A 23,266-nucleotide genomic window follows, 5' to 3' on the forward strand; every position below is an offset into this window, starting at 1 on the left:
GCGGCGCCGGAGCAAACCACGGGCAACCCGTTCACGCCCAACACGCCCAACCCCGCCCCGCCGACCGACCAGCAGGCGAGCACTCTTGCTAACCAGCCTTCACCTTCACCTGCCGTGCCTTCTTCGCCGCCACCCACCCCTCCTTCACGACCTGTGGCGCGCGGGACACAGCGAGGCTCCCAGGAGGCACATTTTTCGTCACCGTGGTGCCCGCGCCGACATACCCGCCGTCCCCCACCTTCACCGGCGCCACCAGCTGGCTGTCCGAGCCGATGAAGACGCCATCGCCCAGTTCAGTCAGGTGCTTGTTCACCCCGTCATAGTTACAGGTGATGGTGCCCGCGCCGATGTTGCAGCCCGCGCCGATGTTCGCGTCGCCCAGGTAAGTCAGGTGGTTGGCCTTGCTGCCCTTGCCGATGCGGGCCTTCTTCGTCTCCACGAAGTTCCCCAGATGCACTTCCTCTGCCAACTCCGTGGCGGGGCGCAGCCGGGAGAACGGGCCGATGATGCAGCGCTCGCCCACACGCGCCTCCTCCAGCACGGAGTAGGGCTTGATGTGGGTGCCATCCGCCACGTGGGAGGCCGTGAGCACGCTGCCCTGGCCGATGATGACGCCCTTGCCGATGACGGTGCCGGCCATCAGCGAGACGCTGGGGCCTACTTCCGTATCAGTACCAATGGTGATGCCCTCTTCGATGTACGCGGTGGCGGGGTCCTGGATGGACACACCCGCGCGCATGTGGGCTTCGTTGATGCGCTGCTGGAGGACGCGGGCGCGCGCCGCCAGCTCCACCTTGTCGTTCACGCCCGCGGTCTCCGTGGCGTCCGCGTCCACCGCGCCCACGGGGCCCACCTTCGCGGCCATCTCCACCAGGTCGGTGAGGTAGTACTCGCCCTGCGCGTTGACGGGCTTGATTTCGGCCAGCGCCTTCCAGAGGAAGGCCGCGTCCACGGAGTAGATGCCCGCGTTGCACTCCTTCACCGCGCGCTGCTCCGGGGTGCAGTCCTTGTGCTCCACGATGCGCGCGACCTTGCCGCCCTCGCGGATGACGCGGCCGTAGCCGGTGGGGTCCTCCAGCGTGGTGGACACCAGCGCCAGCACTCCGCCCGCGGCGTCATGCGCGGCGAGCAGCGCCTGGAGCGTCTCCTTGCGCAAGAGCGGCACGTCTCCGTAGAGGATGAGCACGCGGCCGTCGTGGCCCTTCAGCGCGTCTTCCGCGGCCTTCACCGCGTCCGCGGTGCCCTTCTGCTCCTTCTGGAGCGCGAAGCGCAGGGGCGCGTCCGGGAAGTGGGCGCGGATGGACTTCTCCACCTCCGAAGCCTGGTGGCCCACCACCGGCACCACGTGCGTGGCGCCCAGTTCCAGGGCCCGCTTCAAGGGATAGGCGCAGAGGGGACGGCCGAGGATGGGGTGAAGGACCTTGGCCTTCTCCGACTTCATCCGCGTGCCCTTGCCCGCGCACAGCACAACCGCCGCCAGAGCTGTCATATGCGGCGGAGAATTAGGGACCGCCGATCAACTCGTCAACCGCGCCCGGACGGCAAAACAGATCGCGGGGCATCCGGAGGGGGCCGTGCGCTGACTGCTACACACAACGTGTTGCATTGGACCGTGATGCCGAAGCGCGGCTTCAGGAACGTCGTCAGCCGTGCCGTCGTGGGGACCGGAGTCGGAACCGACGCCGGGTTTTCCACGGGGTTCGGAAGACTCATGAGCACCGCCAGTTGCTGCGCATTCCCCGAGAGTGCCCCGCCTTCGCTCACAATCCAAGGAAAAAAATGTTGCCCAGTTGAAACCCTGGTCCGGGCGCGGCGCATGGTGCATTAGGGAACGGCCGGAAATCACAAGGAAAGGCGTCCAGGTGGGGAAAGCACACATGGGAGCCGTGGGACGGAAGTCGTTCCGCGCGCTGGGACTCGCGGTGTTGCTGGTGGCGACTCAGGCGGGTGCGGCACGTCCCTACCGGGGAGGTGCGGTGGCCACGGCGTATCCGCCCGCGAGCGAGGCCGCGCTCCAGATGTTGGACAAGGGCGGCAACGCGGTGGACGCGGCGGTGGCGGCGGCGTTCGCGGCGGCGGTGGTGGGCCCCTACCACTCCGGCGTGGGCGGCGGCGGGTTCGCGCTGGTGCATGACGCGAAGTCGGGCGGCACGCAGGTGCTGGACTTCCGGGAGGTGGCTCCGAAGGGCGCCTCCCGCGACATGTACCTGAAGGACGGCGCGCTGGTGCCGGGGCTGTCCACGGACGGCGCCCTGAGCGTGGCGGTGCCGGGCGCGGTGGCGGGCTACCTGGAGCTCTTGTCCAAGCACGGCAAGCTCAAGCCCGCGGTGGTGCTGGCCCCGGCCATCCGGCTGGCGAAGCAGGGCTTCTGGGTGACGCCCAAGTACCAGCAGATGGCGAAGGGCCGCGTGCAGTGCCTGAGCCGGGACGCGGAGGCCGCGCGCATCTTCCTCGTGCCCAACGCGCAGGGCACGCCGGACGTGCCGCCGGTGGGGCACCTCATCAAACAGCCAGACCTGGCGCGCACGCTGGAGCGCATCGCCAAGGGGGGCGCGAAGGCCTTCTACGCGGGCCCGGTGGCGCAGGCGGTGGTGAAGACGGTGCGGGACGCGGGCGGGCTGCTCACGCAGGAGGACCTGACGAACTACCGCACGCGCCCGGCCACGCCGCTGGAGACCACCTACCGCGGGCACCGCATCCTCACCATGCCGCCGCCCAGCGCGGGCGGGCTGGCGGTGGTGCAGGTGCTGGGCATGCTCCAGCAGCTGCGGCCGCAGGGCGTGCCGTACCGCGACCCGGAGTCGCTCCACCTCTACGTGGAGGCCGTGCGGCGCGCGTACGTGGACCGCGCGAAGTACCTGGGCGACCCGGCCTTCGTGCAGGTGCCGCTGGAGCGGCTGACGTCGCCCGGCCACATCGCGGACCTGGCGGGCGGCATCGACCCGAAGAAGGCCACGCCCAGCGCGTCGCTGCTGGCGCCGCTGAAGGGCGGCCCGGCGTCCACGCTGAGCAAGGACGCGCAGCCCCTCACGCCGGAGCCGGAGAAGAAGAACACCACGCACATCTCCGTCATCGACAAGGACGGCAACGCGGTGGCCATGACGACCACCGTCAACTACAGCTTCGGCTCGTGCCTGGTGGCGAAGGGCACCGGCGTGCTCCTCAACGACGAGATGGACGACTTCGCCGCGCAGCCGGGCGTGCCCAACGCGTACGGGCTCGTCACGGGGGAGCCCAACGCCATCCAGCCCGGCAAGGTGCCCCTGTCCTCCATGTCGCCCACGCTGGTGTTCTCCAAGGAGGACCCCAAGCGGGTGATGCTGGCGGTGGGCAGCCCCGGCGGCTCCACCATCCCCACCACCGTCATCCAGGCCATCAGCAACGTGCTGGACCACGGCATGGACGTGACGCGCGCGGTGGGCGAGGGCCGGCTGCACCACCAGTACCTCCCGGACGAGCTGTGGGTGGACAAATGGGGGCTGGAGCCGGCGACGCTGTCCACGCTGGAGGCGAAGGGCCACAAGATTCGCCGGGTGGACGCATGGGGCGACGCGGAGGCCGTCTACAGCGACCCGAGCACCCACCTGCGCTATTCCTCCAGTGACCCGCGCAATGAGGGCGCCGCGACGGGCCAGGACTGAAACGAAGGAGAGACACTGCCCGTGGCCGAGCCGCTCCCGCTCTTCGATGCGCACCTCCACCCGGAGGCCCTGACGGACCAGGACCTGGAGTCCATGCGCTTCTTCGGCGTGGAGCGGGCCCTGGTGGTGGCGCACCACTTCCCGGAGCCCACGGCCAAGGCGCTGCGCCAGCACTTCGACCAGCTGGTGGAGAAGCAGCTGCCGCGCCTGGAGCGGCTGGGCATCCGCGCCTGGGCCGCCCTGGGCGTGCACCCGCGCTGCATCCCGCGCCGGGGCCTGTCGGAGGTCCTGAGCCACCTGCCGGACTACTTCGAGGGCGGCCGGGTGGTGGCCCTGGGAGAGACGGGCCTGCACGCGGGCGGCGAGGAGGAGGAAGAGGCCTTCCTGGAGCAGCTGGCCCTGGCCCGTCAGCTCAAGCTGCGCGTGGTGGTGCACACGCCGCTCAAGGACAAGGAGCGCCACACGCGGCGCATCCTCACGCTCCTGCGCCAGTCGGGGCTCGCGCCCTCGCGCGCGCTGGTGGACCACGCCAACGCGCGCACCGTGCGGACCATCCTGGAGGTGGGCCACTGGGCCGGCCTCACCCTGCACCCGGAGGCCCTCCAGGCGGACCGGGCGGTGGCCCTGGTGCGGCGGCTGGGCAGCGAGCGGCTGGTGCTGGACTCGGACGCGGGCGACGGCGCGGGGGACATCCTGGGGCTCGCGCGCACGGCGAACCTCCTGGGCAAGGCGAAGCTGTCCGAGCGCATCGTCCGGCGGGTCACCCGGGACAACGCCGCCCGCTTCTTCCAGATCCACGACTGAGCGCGGCATCCACGCGCCGTGCGGGTGGCGCGCGGTGCGTTGAAAAGTGGACGCAAGGCCCGAGCTGTCAGCGCTGTAAATGCGACGGGCCCCACGCCGTGAAGCGCGGAGCCCGTGGCTCTACAGCCTGTGTCCCTGGAGGGGGGCCTAGTTCAACGAGACGGAGACCTGGGCCTCCGGGTGCAGGGTGAGCCCCTGCGCGTCCGGCGCCAGCCGCACCTGCACGGGGACGCCCTGGGAGCGGTACTCCGCGAGGGAGTCCGCCGCCTCGTCGAGCAGCTGCTGATAGCGCTCCTCCAGCTCCACCGCGATCAGGAGCATGGTCTCGCCAGCGTCCGTCACGCCCGGCCGGTACACCTGGCACCGCTGGAATCGCGCCCAGCGACCGTTCTGCATCTTCACAAGCTCGCCGTCGTAAGCCATGCGCAGCACCCTCTTGAGTGAAATCCGACGGACGCAATGTAGAGGCGAATCCCCGCGCTGTCATCCCCCCGCTTGAAAATTCGTAAACCCATCGGGATTACAGGAGGTTGCCAACGCTCAAGGGCGTGCCCAGGGGTGCCTCGGGGGCGGGGCCGGCGCAAAATGTAAACTGGAACACTGTCAACGCCGTTAACCCGACCCTGGGGGCGATGGCGCGTCGCGCTGTCAACACTGTGTGAACCGGGCGGCCCGGGGAGGGGCGGCCAGGGGACGGGGCGGGACTGACGCGTGGCACCCCGGTGGGGCATCCCTTAGATTCCAGCGAATGAAGTTGCCCCTGCCGTTCCGTCGCGACCGTCCCATCATTCCGTCCGCCAACGCGCAGGATCACGCGGAGCGGTTGATCGCCGAGTCCCTGCGCATGCTCGGCCAGGTGTGCTCGAAGGTCGCGGACGCCATCGAGGCGCAGCGGCTGGAGCGCCAGGGCTACGCGCACAACAGCTACCTGCGGCGCCTGGACCTGGACCCGAACGAGGACGCCGACGCGAAGAAGCCCTCCGGACCGGGCACGGGCGGATGACGGTCCGCCAGGAGCCTCCTGGAGCGCACGCCCACCCCGGACACGAGGACGCCGACGCGCCAGCGCCGTGCCTGGCGTCCTCGCCGGCCGCGACCTGGCGGGAGCAGGGCATCCAGATGCCCATGCCCGCGCTGGCGGACGAGGAGGGGCCCCGCGTGGACCCCGGCCTGCCGCCCGTCGTGGACGCGCACGTGCACCTGTTCCCCGATCGCGTTTTTGAAGCCGTGTGGCGCTGGTTCGATCGCTACGGCTGGCCCATCCGCTACAAACTGCACACCCCGGGCGTGCTGTCGTTCCTCCTGTCCCGGGGCGTCGAGCGCGTGGTCGCCCTGCACTACGCCCACAAGCCGGGCATGGCGCGCGCGCTCAACGCCTTCATGGCGGAGGTGGCGAAGGCCGAGCCCCGCGTCATCGGGCTCGGCACCGTGTTCCCGGGCGAGCCCGGGGCCGTCGCCATCCTGGAGGAGGCGTTCGCCCTGGGGCTGAGGGGCGTGAAGCTGCACTGCCACGTCCAGGCCTTCGCCCCGGACGCGCCCCCGTTGCACGAGCTCTATGAAGCGTGCGCGCGGGCGGGCAAGCCGCTCGTGATGCACTCGGGGCGGGAGCCGTCCAGCTCCCAGTATCCGGTGGATCCGTACCAGCTCTGCGCCGCGGAGCGGGTGGAGCGCGTGCTGAAGGATCATCCCACGCTCAAGCTGTGCGTGCCGCACCTGGGAGCCGACGAGTTCGACGCGTACGCGCGCCTCCTGGAGCGCCACGACACGCTCTGGCTGGACACGACCATGGCGGTGGGCGGCTACTTCCCCGTGCCCCTCCCCCGGAAGGCGCTGGAGGTCCGCCCCGGGCGCATCCTCTATGGGACGGACTTCCCCAACATCCCCTATGCGTGGGACCGGGAGCTGCGGGCGCTGGCGGGGCTGGGGCTGGACGAGGCCGCGCTCGCGGGGGTGCTGGGCGGTAACACGCTGTCGCTGTATGGGGAATGTTGAAAAGAAACGCAGGCCCTTCCGCAATGGAAGGGGCATTCCCATCTTCGACCCCATAGAATCGCGGTCCCCAAGCAGACGCCGCCACTCCAGAGGCTCAAGCCCATGTCGAACTTCATCCTGGTCGTCGACGACGACGCGAGTCACCGCACGCTCATCTGCGATGCCCTCCAGGAGATGGGCTATGCCACCATCGAGGCCAAGAACGGCCGTGAGGCGCTGGATCTGTTGGAGGACGACATCCCGGGCGCAGTGCTCCTGGACCTGCGCATGCCCGTCATGAGCGGCTGGGGCCTGCTGGACGCGCTCAAGAAGATGCCCCGGGCGCGCAACCTGCCCATCATCATCATCTCCGGCTACGGCTTCGAGTGGGAGGCGGAGCTGGTGGGCGCCGCCGGCTACATCTCCAAGCCGGTGGACCTGGACAAGGTGCGCACCACCGTGCAGCAGATCGTCGGGCCGCCGGAGGTGGCCATGGTGCACTGAGTCGGGAAGCGCCGGCGGGCCGCACCATCCGTCAACCCGAGGATTGTGGGCAGCCCCTGGGTGCATGGTGTGATGGCGTCCTTCATGACGCCCCCCTCTTCAGAACCGGCCGGCTCCGAGCTGGCCATCGACGCTCACGGCCTCGTCAAGCGCTTCGGTACCTTCACCGCGCTGGACGGCCTGGAGCTTCAGATTCCACGGGGCGCCTTCTACGCGTTCCTCGGCCCCAACGGCGCCGGCAAGTCCACCTCCATCGCGTTGCTCACCGGCGTGTACGGGCCGGACCAGGGCACCATCCGCATGCTCGGCGTGGACGCCGTGGCGAAGCCCCTGGAGGTGAAGCAGCGCGTGGGCGTGGTGCCGGAGGAGCTGAGCCTCTTCGAGCGCCTCACCGGCCGCCAGTACCTCACCTTCTGCGCGCGCATGTACGGGCTGGACGGCGCCCAAGCCGCGTCGCGCGCGGTGGAGCTCCTGGAGCTGACGGAGCTCACGTACAAGGCGGGCGCGCTGGTGGCGGAGTACTCCAAGGGCATGCGCCGCAGGCTCGCCATCGCCGCGGCGCTCATCCACGCGCCGGAGCTGGTGCTGCTGGATGAGCCCTTCGAGGGCATCGACGTGCTCGCCGCGGGCGTCATCCGCGAGCTGCTTCGCGAGCTGTCCCGCCGGGGCGTGACGCTGCTGCTCACGACGCACGTGCTGGAGATCGCCGAGCGGCTGGCCACGCACGCGGGCGTCATCCGGGGCGGGCGCATGTTGGATCAGGGCCCGGTGGAGCAGCTGCGCCAGCGCCACGGCGTGTCCTCGCTGGAGGCGGTGTTCGAGAAGCTGATCGCCGTGCCCGCCGCGCGCAACGCGAAGCTGTCGTTCTACGGTGAGCCCGCGCCGAACGTGGTGCCGCTGCGCCGGGAGTCCGCGTGAGCACCCCGCGTCCGAGGGTCCCCGGCTTCTTCCAACACCTGCTGCTGCTCTGGGGCCTGCGCCTGCACCTGGGCCTCAACCAGGGCCCGGGCAAGAGCCGCCTGCTCGCGGTGGCTGCGTTCGTGGGCTCCAGCGCGCCGGGCGTGCTCCTGGGCCTGAGCTTCTTCAAGCTGATGCGGCTGCCGCTCATCGTGCACAGCAACGTGTGGCCGTACTTCATCCTCAACCTGTTGTGCTTCGTCACCGCCGCCACCTGGGTGACGTGGCCGCTGTTGTCCGCGGGCGTGGATGACCACTCGGAGCTGTCGCGCTACGCCGCGTTCCCCATCTCGCCGTTCCGGCTGCTGATGGGCTCCACGGTGGCGAGCCTCTTCGAGCCGCGCGCGCTGGTGTTCTACGCGCCCCTCACCGGCGCGGCGGTGGGCTATGCGTCGCGGCACCGGCTGGCGTCACCGTGGCTGGCCGCGGTGCTCTACGTGCTGTTCGCGCTCTTCTGCGCGGCGTGGAGCCGGGTGGGCCTCTACACGGTCATCAACGTGCTACGGGCGAAGCACAGCGCGCGCATCATGGGCGGCGGCATGGTGGCGTTCCTCGTGGCCGCGTCGTTCATCCCGCCCATCGACACGTCGTGGCTCACCAGCGTGGGCGAGACGGGCGTGGGCGCGCTGGACATGAGCCTCATCATCAACGCGGCGGTGGCGCTCAGCCAGGTGCCCCCGGGCTTCTTCGGCGACGGGCTGGGGCAGCTGGCGCACGGACGCGTGGGCATCGCCATGCTGGAGGCCTTCGGGCTCCTGTTCTTCACCGCCATGGGCATGGTCGTGGCGTACGCGCTCCTGATGCGCTTCCACCGGCAGGCGGGAGGCCGCTCCGGCGGCGACCGGGGGGACGGCAAGGACAGCGATCCATTCGCCACCACGGGCTCGCGCTTCGACACGCTCCTGCGCCGCGAGGTGCTGGACTTGTGGAACAACCCGCGCGCGCGGCTGCTGGCGGCGGTGCCCTTCATCCTGGCCATCCTGCTGAAGCTGCTCTCCGGCCGGGACCTCTTCGTGTACCTGCTGGGCGGCAGCGCGGACGCGTGGGTGATGGGCGGCCTGAGCATCTACGGCGCGGTGGTCATCGCGTCCACGTTCTCGCAGAACACCTTCGCGTACGACGGGCACGGCTTCGCGGTGTTCCTGGCGGCGCCCATGAACCTGGCGGACGTGCTGCGCGCGAAGAACCGGGTGCAGGGCGTGGCGGCGCTGGGGATGGCGGTGCTGGTGGGCGCCTTCTACCGGGTGTACTTCGGCTCGGGGACGCTCGTGGACTTCCTGTGCGCCATGGCCTCGGTGGCGGCGGTGGTGCCCATGCTGCTGGCCGCGGGCAACTTCCTGTCGCTGTACTTCCCGGTGAAGTTCCACGCGAGCTTGAAGCGCCGCGACCGCATCCCCCTCACCGCGTCCATGCTGGGCATCCTCGCGGCCAGCGTGGGCTGCATGCCGTTTGGCCATGCGCTGCGGGCCGCGGGGAAGGACGGACCGGGCTGGGGGTCCGTGGCCTTCATCCTCGGGTTCGCCGTGCTCCACTTCGGCGTGTACCTGCTGACGCGCCCCTGGGCGATGCGGCTGTTGGATCAACGCCGGGAGATCGTCCTCCGGGCGGTGACCCGCGAGTAGCCCGGGCTCAGTACGCGACGCCGAACTTCGCGGCCTGCGTCTTCACGCTCTTCATCACATTGGCGTCGAAGGCGTCCTCCTTGGCGGGGGCGTTCTTCGCGAGCCACTGGTCGCGCTCGGCGGCGAGCTTCGCGACCTTCTCCTCCAGCACCTTGCGCTCGGCGGACAGCTGCTTCACCTTCGCGGCCTGCGCCTCCTTCTTGAGGCCCTTGAGTTCCTGGGGCAGCTCGTCGTCCTTGAGGGTGTCGAGCGCGGCCGGCTGCTCCAGCAGGTCCACGCCGCCCGCCACGGCCGCGGGCGCGCTGCTCACCGCCCCGGCGCTGGCGGCGCTCTTCCCCGCACCCCGGCTCTCCTTCATGAAGCTGATGCGGTCCGCGACGGCCTCCGCCGCCATGCCCTTGGTGGCCTCCGCGCGGGCGACATTCATGGCCCGGGCCTCCGCGCGGCCTCCGTACAACGTCTTGGACGCCAGCTCCGCGTTCACCCGGGACAGCTCCGCGTCATAGGGCGTGGCCACCGCCACCATGCCGCCCGCCGCGTCGATGGAGTCGAAGGTGCCGTCCGTCAGCTTCGCCACGTAGCGCCAGGACTCCTCGGTCGTCGGATCCGCGCCGCAGCGCACCGTGTTCACCACGATGTGGCGCTCCTTCGCGCGCTTGGACCACATCTTGAAATCCCAGGCGGCCTCGCGCTGGGCGGGGGGCGCGTCGCCCACCAGGAAGATGACCTTCATCACCTCGCGGTCCTGGCTCCACTTGAGCAGCGACACCGCTTCGCCCAGGCCGCGCCCCACGTGCTCGGGGAAGTCCCCGCCCCCGTTCGCGTCCAGCTTGCGCAGCTCCGCGAACATGGAGTCCATGTCGTCGCTCAGGTCGAAGCGCTTCGTCACGTATGCGTCCCCCTGGTCGCGGTACGCCACGAGCGCCACCTTCAGGTGCGGCGTGGGCTTGCCCTTCGCGATGCGCGACGCGATGGAGAAGATCTTCTGCTTGGCGCCCTCCAGCAGGCCGCCCATCGACCCCGTCGTATCCAGCACGAACGCCACCTCGATTTCAGGCCGGGCCCCCTGCGGCTGGGCCTGCACGTCCTGGCCCTGGGACTGAGCCTGCGTCCCCTGCCCCGTGGGCGTTTGGGGTCCGGTGGCCGGTGTGTCCGTGGGCTTCGTGGGCTTGATGGGTGTCCCCTCCACGAAGGGCTTCTCGGCCGCGACGGGCTTCGCGGTGGACGACGGCTTGCTGACGGGCGTGACGGCCCAGGCGGAGGGGGCGGACAGACCGGTGGCGAGCGCGGCCGTCAGGACGGCCCGCGAGAGGGGCTTCAGGTTCATGGGTGGGCTCCGGGTGACGGACTTGCGAGGGCGGGCACCTTCGCGCCGCCTGCTCCTGTAACGGACAGGCCCGCGGGAAGTTCTACGCCCCCGGTTGCACCCCTCGAGAACGGGCGTTACGCCCCGGGTCCGTGCGCGTCTTCCACATCGACAGGTACCTGGTCCCCCTGCCCGACGGGCACCGCTTCCCCATGGAGAAGTACCGCGTGCTGCGCGAAATCCTGCTCGAGCGCGGCATCCTCCCTCCCACCGCCTTCCACGAGGCCCCCCGCGCCGGGCGCGACGAACTGGAGCGCGTCCACACCCCGCGCTACCTGGACGCCTTCTTCGGAGGCACCCTCACCGACGCGGAGGTGCGCCGGCTGGGCTTCCCCTGGTCCCCGCGGCTCGTGGACAACGCGCGCGCGTCCGTGGGCGGGACCCTGGCCGCCGCCCGCGCCGCGTTGGAGGACGGCTTCGGCGCGAACCTGGCCGGCGGCACGCACCACGCCTTCCCGGACCACGGGGAGGGCTTCTGTGTCTTCAACGACATCGCCGTGGCCATCCGCGTGCTCCAGGCCGAAGGGACCATCCGCCGCGCGGTGGTGGTGGACCTGGACGTGCACCAGGGCAACGGCACCGCGGCCGTCTTCGCGGGCGACCCGTCCGTCTTCACCTTCTCCATGCACGGCGAGCACAACTTCCCCTTCCGCAAGCACGCCTCGCACCTGGACCTGGGGCTGGAGGACGGCGCGGGGGACGCGGAGTACCTGGCCGTGCTCGACGCGCACCTGCCCCACGTCCTGGAGTCCGCGCACGCCGACCTGCTCTTCTTCCAGGCCGGCGTGGATCCGCTGGAGGAGGACACCCTGGGCCGGCTGTCGCTCACCCACGCGGGGCTCTTCGAGCGGGACCTGCGCGTCATGCGCGCGGCGAAGGAGCGCGGACTCCCCGTGGTGCTCACGCTGGGCGGTGGCTACGCGCGGCCGCTGGCGCCGTCGCTGGAGGCCCACGTCGGGACTTATCTGGCCGCCGGTTCGTTGTTCCGCTGACGCCCGCCTTCCCCGGAGCCGCTTGCGGGCGCTCGCGCCCCGGCCCCATGCTCAACCTTCGCTTCGCCACCCCTGGAGCCCTCCCATGCCGCGTTCCCTCCCCCGTCTCGCAGTCCTCATCAGTGCGCTGGCCCTGGGGTGTGGCGGCAACACGCCCTACTACCACCTGGATTGGGGAGGCCAGGACACCGTCACCGTCGCGCCCGGCGACTCCGTCCCCTATGACATCGCCATCCAGCGCATCGCGGACAACCTGGGCGAGGTGCGCGTGAGCGCGTCGATCACCCCCGAGGGCGTCACCTTCGGCCCGCCCTTCATCCTCCCGGAAGGGGAGACCATCGCCAGCACCACCGCCACCATCACGGTGGCCCCCAGCGTCACGAGCTACGGCGTGAACGCGCTGCAGCTCATCGCGGAGGACCCGGCCAACAACGTCACCGCCCGGGGCAACATCTCCCTGGTCATCCTGGAGCCCCCGGAGCCCAACGAGGCCTTCTCCATCTCCGTGGAGCCCCGCCAGGTGAACGTGACGCCCGGCCAGTCCGGCCAGACGACGGTGACGGTGACGCGCGCGGAGGGCTTCACCGGCGCGCTCACCCTCTCGCTGGAGACGCCCGGCACGACGCGGCTCGGCTCCGACCCCGTCACCCTGGCCCCGGGCGAGACGACCACGCAGGTGCGCGTCACCACGGACCGCTCCCTCAACGTCCTGCCCTACGCGGTGAAGTTCGTGGCCACCGACGAGACCGGGCGCACCGCCAAGACGGGCTTCACGTTCAACCTGAACTTCACCTGAGCCAGGCCTCGAGGGAACCCCGCGCCGCCCGGGTGTCAGGGGCGGGGTACCGGCGGCGTCTCCGCGGCGCTAACTTGAGGACCGCCATGACGCCGCCGACCCCGCCCATCGCACCCGCTCGACGCCAGGCCGCCCGGGAGGCCCTCGCCCTGGATGACGAGGCCCTGCTGAAGGTCTGCGACGTGGAGTTCTTCATCGCCTCCGGACCCGGCGGCCAGCACCGCAACACCACCGCCAGCGGCGTGCGCCTCAGCCATCCGCCCACGGAGCTGTCCGTCACCGCCACCGAGCGCCGCAGCCAGTCCCAGAACAAGGACGCCGCCGTGCGCCGCCTGCGCGCCGGCCTGCAGGCCCTCACCTTCGTCCCCAAGGTCCGCAAGGCCACCCGCCCCACCCTGGGCTCCAAGCGCCGTCGCCTGGAGGACAAGAAGCGCACCTCGGAGAAGAAGGCCGGCCGGGGCGGCAAGCTCGCGGATTAGGCGGCCAGGCGTCCCGGGCGCTATGCACGACGTGCGGACCTCGCAAGCTTTGCGTAGCCGCTGACGTCGACTGGCCACAGCCACACGGTTTCTTTCCATGGCCTCCCCCGGACGGAAGCCTCCCACGCCGGGGCACACGGTGTGCACAAGCCAAGGGTTGCCCCCGACCCCGAGGGGGTCAGTCGATCCCCAACCCCCGGTGAACCCTTGGCCCCCATCCCCCCCAGAATCTCCGCGGCGCGGCGAATCCTGCTGGGCCTGGCGCTGCTGACGGCGCTGCCGGCGTCCGCGACGGACATCGTCACCTTCAGCCAGGGCGCGCTGATCATCCCGGAGCAGGCCACCTTCCAGCAGGGCTGTGGAAGCCTGTCGGCCTACGGCCTGGTGTGGCGCCTGTTGCAGTCCAACGAGGCGGGCGGCTTCAACGCCAACCACCCGGTGACGGTGTACCTGGCCATCGACGACACGAAGCGGTCTCCCAACCGCTGCGTGCCCACCAACAAGCACCAGCCGCCCCCGCCGCGCAACGGCCAGTGGAACGACCCCAGCTGGAATGACGGCTGCGACTTCCACATCTCCCGCGCGGACGCGGCGCCCGTCGTGCCGGTGCCGCCCCTGCAGGCGCTGCCCCCGAGCGGCCTGTTCCCCGAAGGGAACATCGACAACTTCACCACCAACACGAACCAGGCGCGGCCGAACTTCACGGCCACGACGCTCAACACCGCCAGCGGCTTCCGCGACGTCCAGTACATGGGTGGCGCGTTCATCATCGACGCGAAGGACGCGAAGAACGCGCTCGACTTCCTGAACTCCTCCACCGGGCCGGACGCGCCGAACAAGTTCCGCACCCCGTGCAACTGCAACACGTTCACCAACAACAGCGGCTGCTTCTACGTGCGCCTGCACCAGGCCACCATCGAGTTCAACGCGCCCATTGGCCGGCGGCTGAACCGCGTGCCCCCGAAGATCGCCCTGCTGGACCGGCACGACAACAACCCCGGGGACAAGTCGTTCGTGAAGGGCGGCATGCTGGATGACTACCTGCGCAACGCGGGCCTGGACTTCCCGGGCGCGGGCGGCTGCCCGCAGGGCACCACCAGCGGCTGCACCCTCAACGGCGGCCAGCCCGGCCTCATCTACGACGCGCTCCACGCCAACGCGGACCTCATCTCCACCGCGGCGTACCCCAACGGCCTGCTCAACGCCGTGGACCCCACCACCCAGCGCCCGCGCTACCGCGTGTTCTGGGCGCCGCACTGGCAGATTGGCGACAGCTCCCGCACCGAGTACCGCACCAACGGCGACGGCGCCGGCAACCAGGCGGAGAACGTCCTCAACAACATCGCCTACTTCACCAACCAGCGCGGCAACGGCCTGTTCGCCGAGTGCACCAGCATCTGGTCCTACGAGCACACCAACAAGGTGGGCGGCGGGCTGGTGCCTTCCACGCGCTTCCAGGGTGACGTCAACTTCGAGAAGAACAAGCTGGCCGACGGCGACACGTGGAGCGGCCGCAACTGCACGGACCCCGACTACCTCACCGAGTCCGTGCCCCGGCCCGCCTGCATCATCTACCCCAACCCGGGCGACCCCTTCTCCCAGATGGGTGACTTCCGCTTCAACAACGTGGCGGGCGAGACGGAGAACTACCGCACGACCTTCAAGAACGGCGTGCGGCGGCTGGCGGTGAGCTGGGTGAACTACGCCGCGGGCAACCAGTACGACAACGCCGCGCACGTGGCGGTGGACAACCACCGCGGCCACGACTTCTTCTCCTTCAACCAGAAGGACAATGATCCGCAGAAGGCGACCATCGTCTATCTGGCGGGCCACGACTTCAAGGGCAGCGTCGCGGGCACGCGCATCGTGCTCAACACGCTGCTCAACCTGGGAAGCGAACCGCTGCAGAGCGAGCGCACCGTGTCCGCGCCCGTCGCGCTGGACGACACCAACGGCAGCGACACCAACGGCTCGCGCGCCCTGCTGTTCAAGACATCCTACAACGCCGTGACGGGCTACCCGCCCGGCGCGGACACGTACACGCCCGCGCAGGGCTCGCACTGGGTGTTCCCCTACTACCCGGGCACGCTGCGCGCGCACTCGCTCATTGGCGGGGACGCGCTGTCCACGGGGGAGAACTCCCTGTCGGACGGCACGCTGTGGAACGCGGACGCGCGCATGCCCGCGCCCGGCGAGCGCAACCTCTTCACCTACTTCGGCGGCGAGGTGACGGTGAACCCGACGCTGCCCGCCGGCCGCACCGCGCCGCACGGGGTGATGCAGGTGGGCTGGAAGCCGGAGGAGGTCTCCGGCACGCGCATCAACAACAACTACGGCTCCGTCCCCAACTCCGGCTGCGTGGACGAGCTGAAGCTCGGCCGCGCCACCACGCGCGACGGAAGCTTCCGCTACGACTTCGTGAAGGGCCCGGACGGCATCTGCGATTTGCAGCAGGCGACGCAGTACTCGCCGCAGCTGGCCGGAGCGGACTTCGGCCTCACCAACGAGCTCATCAACAAGGCGCAGCTGACCGTGGACTTCAACGCGGTGGCGATGATGCTCCAGCGGGTGCGCGGCTACTGCTACGCCACGGTGTCCGGCAACGACGGCGCCAACGAGACGCCCATCCTCGAGCCCTCCATCACCCAGTGCAACAACGAGGACGCGGACAACAAGGCGCACCTGGGCGGCTTCATCCACTCGTCGCCCGTGGTGGTGACGGCCAGCCCCCTCATCCCGGACCGCACCGCCCCCCGTCCCACGGTGGCCTACGCCGCGGGCCTGGACGGCCAGGTGCACGCCTTCTACGTCTCCGGCGGCGCGCGCTATGACGGCCCGGCGCAGAACCTGAACTTCCCCAACCCGGACGCCAGCGCGCGCTTCAAGACGGACTTCGCCCAGCGCTTCCGCTCCGGCGCCACGCCCCCGCCGGGCACGGAGCTCTGGAGCTTCCTGCCGGCCACGCAGCTCGCGGGCCTGCGCAACAACACCGCGCGGGTGAACAGCGCGCCCGCCGTCTTCGACGTGTTCGCGGACTTCGTGGGCACCGGCCGCCGCGAGTGGCACACCGTGCTCGTCGCCAACGTGGGACAGACGGGGCGCGACCTGTTCGCGATGGACGTCACCCACCCGCTCAAGCCCGTGCTGCTGTGGCACCTGGTGGGCAGCCACTACGCCACCTCCAGCGCGCCCAACTCCGCGGTGGCGCTGGCGGACAAGCCCCAGGGCGGCACGGACTGGACGTACACCTGGGACGAGGACTCCAGCATCTTCCTCCTGCCGCCGCGCTCGGACCCCGGCCGTCTGCCGAGCGGCCTCTATGACTACAGCGGCCTGGGCGGTTCGCGCGGGCTGTCCGTGGGCGTGGGCCGGCTGGGCATGGAGCCCGTGTACGCCGTCTTCGTCGCCTCCAGCAGCTCCGGCGCGCTGGCGGCGCCGGGCTCCCCGGCTTCTCCCGCCAAGGGTGTGCAGGTGTTCGCCATCGACGTGGCCACCGGCCAGAAGCTGTGGCAGTGGCAGCAGGCCTATACCAGCAGCGTGGACAACAGCGCGCCCGCCGCGCCCACCGTGTCGCAGGACTCGAGCGGCGCCGCGCGCCTCTACGTGGGCGACATGGAGGGCCGGCTCTGGGAGCTGGACGCGTCCACCGGCATGAACATCAACGTGGCGCGCATGGGCCCCGTGTGCTCGGAGGCCTCGCCCTGCAAGTACACGGCGATGAACATCGGCGGGCTGCCCGTCACCAGCCAGCCCATCAGCACCAACGTGGGCCTGGCGCGCATTCCGCTCGACGCGGCGAACACGTCCGCCTTCAGCCAGTACAAGGGCAAGATGGTGGCCCTGGTGGGCACCGCCGGCATGGACTGGGTGCCGGACACGGTGGCCGGCCGCTTCCACGCGCTGCTGCTGGACGCGGGCCTGCGGCTGCCGCTGGGCATGGAGGGCAAGCGGCTGGACGGCGCGACCCTCAGCGCGAACCAGGCCCACTCGGAGGCGGTCAGCTACGGCGTGCTCCAGGAGCCCGCGCCCTTCCCGCTCATCTTCTCCGGGCCCGAGCACGTCTACGGCAACATCACCATCGCCGGGCGCACCGCGTACTTCAGCACCGCGGAGGAGTCGGTGAACGACCCCATGCTGCTGAGCGCGTCCATTGGCGGCCACACGTACAGCATCGACCTGGGCAACACGGCGACCACGCAGGCGGCCATCCAGCCCATGAGCGGCGCGACGCTGGCCAACTACGGCGGCGTGGCCGTCTACCACCGCGACAACGGAGGAGCGTCCACGGACTACGTGGTGGGCGCGGAGGTGAGCGCCCTGCGCGTCACGCGCATCGACAACCCGACCAACACCGGCGCCTCCAGCCCCAACGCGAAGGACTCCGTGGACGGCAACAACGGCGTGCTCTACCAGCTCCTCAACTGGAGCCAGAGGTTCCTCGAATGAGAGCCCTTCCCTCTTCCGCCGCCCGGCGCGGCAGCGGCCTCCTGGAGGTGCTCATCGCCACGGGCATCCTGGCGCTGGCCGCCGTGGGCGCCGTGATGGGCATGGTGGCCGCCACCCGCGACGTGAAGGACGGCCAGGTGCTCCAGGGCCGGCGCATGCTGCTGGAGGCGCGCGTGCAGCGGCTGTGGCTCGCGTCCAAGATGGAGCTGGCCAACCAGGCCGTCCCCCGGCCCGCCCTCTTCCCGCCGGACGTGGCGCTGGCCGCGTCGCCCTGGGTGCTGGACCCCAGCGCGCCGCAGGCGGGCGACATCGGCACGGGCGCCTACTTCCGCGTGCGCCCCACGGGCCAGGTGGAGCCCGCGCTGGACGTGCCCGCCGGCACGCCCTGCACCGCCGCCACCCCGGACTCGGTGCTGCCCCGCGACGTCTACTGCCGTGAAGTCCTGGTGACGCAGGGGCTGCCCAAGGACCTGCCGTCCGCGGCCCAGGCGCTGGTGCCCGCCGGGGCGCTGCCCTTCACCTTCTGGACGCGCGCGTACCGCAAGGGCGACAGCCTGGATCGCGCCATCGTGCACAGCGAGGTCTTCGTCCTATGAGGCTCAGGTCGAAGCTCCGGTCGAAGCTCCGGTCGACGCTTGGGGCACGGGCACGCGGCATGACGCTGCTGGAGACGATGGTGGCCGCGGCGCTCACCACCATCGTCCTGGCGGCGGCCACCGCGCTGCTGCTGGCGGGCGGGCGCGTGGTGCACAACACGGAGCACGTGGCGGACAGCCACGACCACGCGCGGCTCGCGGGAGAGACGCTGCTGTCCGCGGTGCGCCAGGCCGGCGCGGGCATGTCCGAGGGCCTCTGGATTGTGTCCGGTGGAACGTTCCAGCGCATCAACCCCGTCTTCGGCGGTGACGGCGCGGGCGCGGGCGTGCTCGCCGCCACCACGACGGGCAACGCGCCGGGCGCGAATGGCAGTGACGACCTGTGGCTGGTGGTGCCGGACCGCAACTACCTGGGCCGCGACTGCGCGCCGGGCGCGGCGATGACGGTGGTGAAGCCGGGCACCGGCGCCCTGGAGGTCAACTGCGCGGGCACGTTCGCCGGCGCCGCGCCCGCGAACCCCATGCTGGTGGCCAGCAACATGAAGAGCGCCGCGCTGCTCACCCAGACGTCGGTGACGAGCAGCCCGCCCACGGCCACGGTGAACTTCCTGGAGACGGGCGTGCCGGGCTTCTCCAACGCGCCCCACAAGGGCGGCTTCCAGAAGGGCGACCTGGTGTACCCCGTGCGGCTGCTGCACTTCTTCATCGGGACGAACGCGAACAACGGCCGCAAGGCGCTGATGCGCGCGGAGGGCACCCCCGCCAACGACGTGTCGGGGCGCCCCTTCATGGACATGGGCGACCCGGTGGTGGTGCAGGACTTCGTGGAGGACCTCCAGGTGACGTTCGGCATCGACGCCACCAACACGGGAGACCCCACCCGCTACGAGTTCCAGAACGGCCTTGCGCCCGAGTACACGCCGGGCCTGCGCTCGGTGCGCATCAGCGTGGTGGCCACCGGCCGCTCGCCCCGGCGCGACACGCAGAACAAGTCCGTCCTGACCGATGACCTGCCCATCGCCGTGGAGAACCACACCCCGGCCACGGCTCCCGCGGACGGCTACTTCCGCAGCCTCTTCTCCCGCCGGGCGGAATTGCCCAACCTGGCCGCCGCCAGCCTGTGAGCCCGTCCTCCGTGAGGCCCTCCCCCATGTCCCCACGCGCTTTTTCCCGTTCCACCCGCGGCGCCACGCTGCTGCTCGTCGTGCTGCTCGTCACCGTGCTCCTGGGCCTGGTGGCGGGCGTGATGGCCTACGCCAGCAGCGAGCGCTCGCGCGCCGTGACCTTCAGCCGCACGGGCCAGCGGCAGGGCTGCGCGGAGAGCGGCCTGCAACTGGCGCGCGGCTACTTCGGCCGCAACTACGCCCAGTGGAACACCTTCCTGGGCGCGCCGGGCACCTACGACCCCGTCCCCTCGCCCACCAACACCGCGCCCGCCAACCCGCGCACCGCCGACGGCCGCGCGGCCATCAAGACGGTCAACCCCGCGCTGTTCGCGGACCTGGACGGCGACGGCCGGGACGACGTGTACCTCTACATCCGGGACAATGAGGACGAGTTCAAGCCGCTCGCCCCGGAGTGGGACCGCGACAATGATCAACAGGTGATCGTGGGCGCCCTCTGCATCAGCGACACGCTGATTCCGCGCCGGAGCGACAACACGCAGGACACCAGCGCGCTCGCGGTGGAGGGCATCCTCCAGTACAACGGCGGCGGCCACGCCTACACGGCGCAGACGGCGGGCGGCACGGGCTCCGGCAACCTCAACCGTTGAGCCGTCCGCCGGGCGTGAGAAGCTTGCGCCCATGCCCACGCTCGAAGACGCCATCGCCCTGGCGGTGGCCGCGCACCAGGGTCAGCGCGACAAGGCAGGACAGCCCTACATCCTCCACCCCATGCGGGTGATGCTGCGCCTCGCCTCCGACGCGGAGCGCACCGTGGCCATCCTCCACGACGTGGTGGAGGACACGCCGTACACGCTGGAGCGCCTGCGCGGCATGGGCTACCCGGAGGACGTGCTGTCCGCGCTGGACTGCCTGACGAAGCGCGAGGGCGAAAGCTACGAGGCCTTCATCGAACGGCTGCGTCCCCACCCCCTGGCCCGCCGCGTGAAGCTGGCGGACCTGGAGGACAACATGGACGTGCGCCGGCTGAAGGACGTGACGCCCAAGGACGCCGAGCGCCTGTCGCGCTACGTGGCCGCCTGGACGCGCCTGCGCGCGGAGTAGCCGGAAAAGACGACGGCCCGGCGACCCTCTCATGAAGCGAGGGCGGCCGGGCCGCGAAGCCAGCGTGACGCGCCTCTACGCCTTGGCGAGCTGGCGCAGCACGTACTGGAGGATGCCGCCGTTGCGGTAGTAGTCGAGCTCGTTCGGCGTGTCGATGCGGCACAGCGCGGTGAACTCGATGGGGCCCTTCTCACCGGTGGCCTTCACGGTGAGCTTCTTCTGCGGCGCCAGCCCGTCCGCGATGCCGGTGATCTCGAACGTCTCGTGGCCGGTGAGGCCCAGCGACTGCGCGTCCTGGCCCGCCTCGAACTGCAGGGGCAGCACGCCCATGCCCACGAGGTTGGAGCGGTGGATGCGCTCGAAGCTCTTGGCGATGACGGCCTTCACGCCCAGCAGCTGCGTGCCCTTGGCCGCCCAGTCGCGGCTGGAGCCGGTGCCGTACTCGGCGCCCGCCAGCACCACCAGCGGCGTGCCGTCCGCCTGGTACTTCATGGACGCGTCGTAGATGCTCATCCGCTCACGCGTGGGGATGTGCACCGTGACGCCGCCCTCCACGCCCGGGACGAGCAGGTTCTTCAGGCGGATGTTGGCGAAGGTGCCGCGCACCATCACCTCGTGGTTGCCGCGGCGCGCGCCGTAGGAGTTGAAGTCCTTGGGCTCCACGCCCTCGGCCATGAGGTACTTCGCCGCGGGGCTCGTCTTGGCGATGTTGCCCGCCGGGGAGATGTGGTCCGTCGTGACGGAGTCACCCAGGAGCGCCAGCACGCGCGCGCCCTTGATGTCCTGGACGGCCTTGGGCTCCTTCGGGAGGTTCTCGAAGAAGGGCGGCTTGCGCACGTAGGTGGACTTCTCATCCCACTTGAACGTGGAGCCCTTGCTCACCTGCAGCTGCTGCCAGAGCGTGTCGCCCTCCATGGCGTTCGCGTACTGGCTGCGGAACTGCTCCGGCTTCACGGCCGTGCGGATGGTCTCCTTGATTTCGTCGTTGGACGGCCAGATGTCCTTGAGGAACACCGGGCGGCCGTTGGGGTCCGTGCCCAGCGGCTCGTTGTCCAGGTCGCGGCCCACTTCACCGGCCAGCGCGTACGCCACCACGAGCGGGGGGCTCGCCAGGTAGTTCATGCGCACGTGCGGGTTGATGCGGCCCTCGAAGTTGCGGTTGCCGGACAGCACCGCCGCCACCACCAGGTCGCCCTCCACCACCGCGTTGGACACGGGCTCCGGCAGCGGGCCGGAGTTGCCGATGCAGGTGGTGCAGCCGTAGCCCACGACGTGGAAGCCCACGGCCTCCAGGTAGGGCAGGAGGCCCGCGTCGCGCAGGTACTCGGTCACCACGCGGCTGCCCGGGGCCAGGGACGTCTTCACCCAGGGCTGCGGCTTGAGGCCCTTCTCCACGGCCTTCTTCGCCAGGATGCCCGCGGCCACCAGCACGGCCGGGTTGGACGTGTTGGTGCAGGACGTGATGGACGCGATGACCACCGCGCCGTGGCCCACCTGGTAGCTCTGGCGGCCCGCCTTCACGGTGACGGCCTGCGCCAGCCGCTCCGGGGGCACCGCGGCGGCCGGGGCCTTCGCGCCACCCTTGGGGCCCTCGTCGTCCTCGCCCTTGCTCTTGCCCGCGGCGAGCATCTCCACCAGGGACTTCTCGTACCCGGCCTTCATGTCCTTCAGGGGCACGCGGTCCTGCGGACGCTTGGGGCCCGCGAGGCTGGGCACCACGGAGGCCAGGTCCAGCTCCAGCGTGTCGCTGAAGACGGGGTCCTGCGCGCCGGCCTCCAGCCACAGGCCCTGCGTCTTGGCGTACGCCTCCGTCAGCGCCACGACGTCATCCGGGCGGCCGGTGAAGCGCAGGTAGTTGCAGCTCTCCTCGTCCACCGGGAAGAAGCCGATGGTGGCGCCGTACTCCGGGGCCATGTTGGCGATGGTGGCGCGGTCCGGCAGCGACAGCCCCTTCAGGCCCTCGCCGTAGAACTCCACGAACTTGCCCACCACGCCCTTCTTGCGGAGCATCTGCGTGACGGTGAGCACCAGGTCCGTGGCCGTGGCGCCCGCGGGCAGCTTGCCGGTGAGCTTGAAGCCCACCACCTGCGGAATCAGCATCGTGATGGGCTGGCCCAGCAGCGCGGCCTCCGCCTCGATGCCGCCCACGCCCCAGCCCACCACGCCCAGGCCGTTGATCATCGTCGTGTGGCTGTCCGTGCCCACCAGCGTGTCCGGGTACACGGTGCTGCCCTGACGGAAGGTCACCTGCGCCAGGAACTCCAGGTTCACCTGGTGGCAGATGCCGATGTCCGGCGGCACCACGCCAAAGCCCTTGAACGCGCTCTGGCCCCAGCGCAGGAAGGCGTAGCGCTCGCGGTTGCGCTCGAACTCCAGCTCCGCGTTCTCCTTGAAGGCCGCGGTGGTGGCGAACGAATCAATCTGCACCGAGTGGTCGATGACCAGGTCCGCCGGGTTGCGCGGATTGATCTTCGCCGGGTCGCCGCCCATGGAGGCCAGGGCCTCGCGCATGGCGGCCATGTCCACGACGGCGGGCACGCCGGTGAAGTCCTGGAGCAGCACGCGCGCGGGGTGGAAGGAGATTTCGGTCTCCGGGGCCGCCTTGGGGTCCCAGGCGAGCATCTTCTCGATGTGCTCGCGCTTGACGACGCGGCCGTCCTCGTTGCGCAGCAGGTTCTCCAGCAGGACCTTCAGCGAGAACGGGAGGCGGTTGACCGCCGGGTGGGCCTTCGCCAGCGTGGCCAGGCTGAAATAGTCGTAGGTCGCCGAGCCCACCTTGAGCTGGGCCTTCGTGCCGAAACTGTCCGTCATGTGCGTTGCCGTCCTTCCGTGCCGGAATGACGCAACTTCTAGGCGTGTCCCCC

Annotated in this window: 19 protein-coding genes; 15 read left to right on the forward strand and 4 right to left on the reverse strand. The window is 70.5% G+C overall.

Annotated elements, in window-relative coordinates:
* Positions 1 to 88: 88 nt before the first annotated feature.
* Complete coding sequence (gene glmU, locus JYJ93_RS36400; protein ID WP_206799208.1) at positions 89 to 1,489, reverse strand: bifunctional UDP-N-acetylglucosamine diphosphorylase/glucosamine-1-phosphate N-acetyltransferase GlmU; 1,401 nt, start codon at positions 1,487 to 1,489, stop codon at positions 89 to 91.
* 388 nt (positions 1,490 to 1,877) lie between these two features.
* Between glmU and ggt the strand changes: the two genes are divergently transcribed.
* Positions 1,878 to 3,641 carry a gamma-glutamyltransferase gene (ggt, locus tag JYJ93_RS36405; protein ID WP_206799210.1) on the forward strand — a complete coding sequence of 588 codons (1,764 nt, stop codon included), beginning with the start codon at positions 1,878 to 1,880 and terminating at the stop codon, positions 3,639 to 3,641.
* Positions 3,642 to 3,662: 21 nt separating this feature from the next.
* Complete coding sequence (locus tag JYJ93_RS36410; RefSeq protein WP_206799212.1) at positions 3,663 to 4,445, forward strand: TatD family hydrolase; 783 nt, start codon at positions 3,663 to 3,665, stop codon at positions 4,443 to 4,445.
* Between the two features lie 147 nt (positions 4,446 to 4,592).
* Here the strand turns inward: JYJ93_RS36410 and JYJ93_RS36415 are convergent, their stop codons facing one another.
* Positions 4,593 to 4,868: a hypothetical protein gene (locus tag JYJ93_RS36415; RefSeq protein WP_206799214.1), complete on the reverse strand. Its 276-nt coding sequence runs from the start codon at positions 4,866 to 4,868 to the stop codon at positions 4,593 to 4,595.
* A gap of 325 nt (positions 4,869 to 5,193) precedes the next feature.
* Here JYJ93_RS36415 and JYJ93_RS36420 point away from each other — a divergent pair, with 325 nt between their 5' ends.
* The 5 genes from JYJ93_RS36420 (at position 5,194) to JYJ93_RS36440 (ending at position 9,499) form a co-directional block, all read left to right on the forward strand.
* Positions 5,194 to 5,448 (forward strand): hypothetical protein, encoded by a 255-nt coding sequence (locus JYJ93_RS36420; RefSeq protein ID WP_206799216.1) that lies wholly within the window; start codon positions 5,194 to 5,196, stop codon positions 5,446 to 5,448.
* Positions 5,445 to 6,437 carry an amidohydrolase family protein gene (locus JYJ93_RS36425; protein WP_206799218.1) on the forward strand — a complete coding sequence of 331 codons (993 nt, stop codon included), beginning with the start codon at positions 5,445 to 5,447 and terminating at the stop codon, positions 6,435 to 6,437. The genes JYJ93_RS36420 and JYJ93_RS36425 overlap by 4 nt, the downstream gene beginning before the upstream one ends.
* Positions 6,438 to 6,539: 102 nt before the next feature.
* Positions 6,540 to 6,920: a response regulator gene (locus tag JYJ93_RS36430; RefSeq protein ID WP_014394116.1), complete on the forward strand. Its 381-nt coding sequence runs from the start codon at positions 6,540 to 6,542 to the stop codon at positions 6,918 to 6,920.
* A gap of 84 nt (positions 6,921 to 7,004) precedes the next feature.
* On the forward strand, positions 7,005 to 7,838 hold the full coding sequence (locus tag JYJ93_RS36435; RefSeq protein WP_206799220.1) for an ABC transporter ATP-binding protein: 834 nt from the start codon (positions 7,005 to 7,007) through the stop codon (positions 7,836 to 7,838).
* Entirely contained in the window at positions 7,835 to 9,499 is a 1,665-nt protein-coding gene (locus JYJ93_RS36440) for a hypothetical protein (RefSeq protein ID WP_206799222.1), read from the forward strand. The genes JYJ93_RS36435 and JYJ93_RS36440 overlap by 4 nt, the downstream gene beginning before the upstream one ends.
* Positions 9,500 to 9,506: 7 nt before the next feature.
* On the opposite strand, the gene JYJ93_RS36445 is transcribed toward JYJ93_RS36440, so the two are convergent.
* The gene (locus JYJ93_RS36445) at positions 9,507 to 10,826 is read right to left on the reverse strand and encodes a vWA domain-containing protein (protein WP_206799223.1); all 1,320 of its coding nucleotides are present in this window, start codon (positions 10,824 to 10,826) and stop codon (positions 9,507 to 9,509) included.
* A gap of 131 nt (positions 10,827 to 10,957) precedes the next feature.
* Here JYJ93_RS36445 and JYJ93_RS36450 point away from each other — a divergent pair, with 131 nt between their 5' ends.
* From JYJ93_RS36450 to JYJ93_RS36485, 8 genes are all read left to right on the forward strand, one after another.
* Positions 10,958 to 11,857, forward strand: coding sequence for a histone deacetylase (locus JYJ93_RS36450; protein WP_206799224.1), 900 nt, complete (start codon positions 10,958 to 10,960; stop codon positions 11,855 to 11,857).
* Between the two features lie 85 nt (positions 11,858 to 11,942).
* Positions 11,943 to 12,653 carry a hypothetical protein gene (locus JYJ93_RS36455; RefSeq protein ID WP_206799225.1) on the forward strand — a complete coding sequence of 237 codons (711 nt, stop codon included), beginning with the start codon at positions 11,943 to 11,945 and terminating at the stop codon, positions 12,651 to 12,653.
* 86 nt (positions 12,654 to 12,739) lie between these two features.
* Complete coding sequence (locus JYJ93_RS36460) at positions 12,740 to 13,132, forward strand: peptide chain release factor-like protein (RefSeq protein ID WP_120619592.1); 393 nt, start codon at positions 12,740 to 12,742, stop codon at positions 13,130 to 13,132.
* 207 nt (positions 13,133 to 13,339) lie between these two features.
* The gene (locus JYJ93_RS36465; protein ID WP_206799226.1) at positions 13,340 to 17,578 is read left to right on the forward strand and encodes a hypothetical protein; all 4,239 of its coding nucleotides are present in this window, start codon (positions 13,340 to 13,342) and stop codon (positions 17,576 to 17,578) included.
* A complete protein-coding gene (locus JYJ93_RS36470) occupies positions 17,575 to 18,174 on the forward strand; it encodes a type II secretion system protein (RefSeq protein ID WP_206799227.1) in 600 nt (199 codons plus the stop codon). The genes JYJ93_RS36465 and JYJ93_RS36470 overlap by 4 nt, the downstream gene beginning before the upstream one ends.
* Positions 18,171 to 19,298 (forward strand): PilW family protein, encoded by a 1,128-nt coding sequence (locus JYJ93_RS36475; RefSeq protein WP_206799228.1) that lies wholly within the window; start codon positions 18,171 to 18,173, stop codon positions 19,296 to 19,298. The genes JYJ93_RS36470 and JYJ93_RS36475 overlap by 4 nt, the downstream gene beginning before the upstream one ends.
* A 26-nt stretch (positions 19,299 to 19,324) precedes the next feature.
* On the forward strand, positions 19,325 to 19,948 hold the full coding sequence (locus tag JYJ93_RS36480; protein WP_206799230.1) for a hypothetical protein: 624 nt from the start codon (positions 19,325 to 19,327) through the stop codon (positions 19,946 to 19,948).
* A 31-nt stretch (positions 19,949 to 19,979) separates the two neighbouring features.
* The gene (locus tag JYJ93_RS36485) at positions 19,980 to 20,402 is read left to right on the forward strand and encodes an HD domain-containing protein (RefSeq protein WP_120576859.1); all 423 of its coding nucleotides are present in this window, start codon (positions 19,980 to 19,982) and stop codon (positions 20,400 to 20,402) included.
* A gap of 75 nt (positions 20,403 to 20,477) precedes the next feature.
* Here the strand turns inward: JYJ93_RS36485 and acnA are convergent, their stop codons facing one another.
* Positions 20,478 to 23,213, reverse strand: a complete 2,736-nt coding sequence (gene acnA / locus JYJ93_RS36490) for an aconitate hydratase AcnA (protein WP_206799232.1) — start codon at positions 23,211 to 23,213, stop codon at positions 20,478 to 20,480.
* Between the last annotated feature and the right edge of the window lie 53 nt (positions 23,214 to 23,266).

It is taken from the genome of Corallococcus sp. NCSPR001, from assembly GCF_017309135.1.
GTDB lineage: Bacteria > Myxococcota > Myxococcia > Myxococcales > Myxococcaceae > Corallococcus.

Bases quoted from the DNA above. Each gene is read 5' to 3' on its own strand.
- JYJ93_RS36425 (WP_206799218.1), top strand. From the start codon at position 5,445: ATGACGGTCCGCCAGGAGCCTCCTGGAGCGCACGCCCACCCCGGACAC.
- JYJ93_RS36460 (WP_120619592.1), top strand. From the start codon at position 12,740: ATGACGCCGCCGACCCCGCCCATCGCACCCGCTCGACGCCAGGCCGCC.
- acnA (WP_206799232.1), bottom strand. From the start codon at position 23,213: ATGACGGACAGTTTCGGCACGAAGGCCCAGCTCAAGGTGGGCTCGGCG.
- glmU (WP_206799208.1), bottom strand. From the start codon at position 1,489: ATGACAGCTCTGGCGGCGGTTGTGCTGTGCGCGGGCAAGGGCACGCGG.
- JYJ93_RS36445 (WP_206799223.1), bottom strand. From the start codon at position 10,826: ATGAACCTGAAGCCCCTCTCGCGGGCCGTCCTGACGGCCGCGCTCGCC.
- JYJ93_RS36455 (WP_206799225.1), top strand. From the start codon at position 11,943: ATGCCGCGTTCCCTCCCCCGTCTCGCAGTCCTCATCAGTGCGCTGGCC.
- JYJ93_RS36485 (WP_120576859.1), top strand. From the start codon at position 19,980: ATGCCCACGCTCGAAGACGCCATCGCCCTGGCGGTGGCCGCGCACCAG.
- ggt (WP_206799210.1), top strand. From the start codon at position 1,878: ATGGGAGCCGTGGGACGGAAGTCGTTCCGCGCGCTGGGACTCGCGGTG.
- JYJ93_RS36420 (WP_206799216.1), top strand. From the start codon at position 5,194: ATGAAGTTGCCCCTGCCGTTCCGTCGCGACCGTCCCATCATTCCGTCC.
- JYJ93_RS36480 (WP_206799230.1), top strand. From the start codon at position 19,325: ATGTCCCCACGCGCTTTTTCCCGTTCCACCCGCGGCGCCACGCTGCTG.
- JYJ93_RS36430 (WP_014394116.1), top strand. From the start codon at position 6,540: ATGTCGAACTTCATCCTGGTCGTCGACGACGACGCGAGTCACCGCACG.
- JYJ93_RS36475 (WP_206799228.1), top strand. From the start codon at position 18,171: ATGAGGCTCAGGTCGAAGCTCCGGTCGAAGCTCCGGTCGACGCTTGGG.
- JYJ93_RS36415 (WP_206799214.1), bottom strand. From the start codon at position 4,868: ATGGCTTACGACGGCGAGCTTGTGAAGATGCAGAACGGTCGCTGGGCG.
- JYJ93_RS36435 (WP_206799220.1), top strand. From the start codon at position 7,005: ATGACGCCCCCCTCTTCAGAACCGGCCGGCTCCGAGCTGGCCATCGAC.
- JYJ93_RS36470 (WP_206799227.1), top strand. From the start codon at position 17,575: ATGAGAGCCCTTCCCTCTTCCGCCGCCCGGCGCGGCAGCGGCCTCCTG.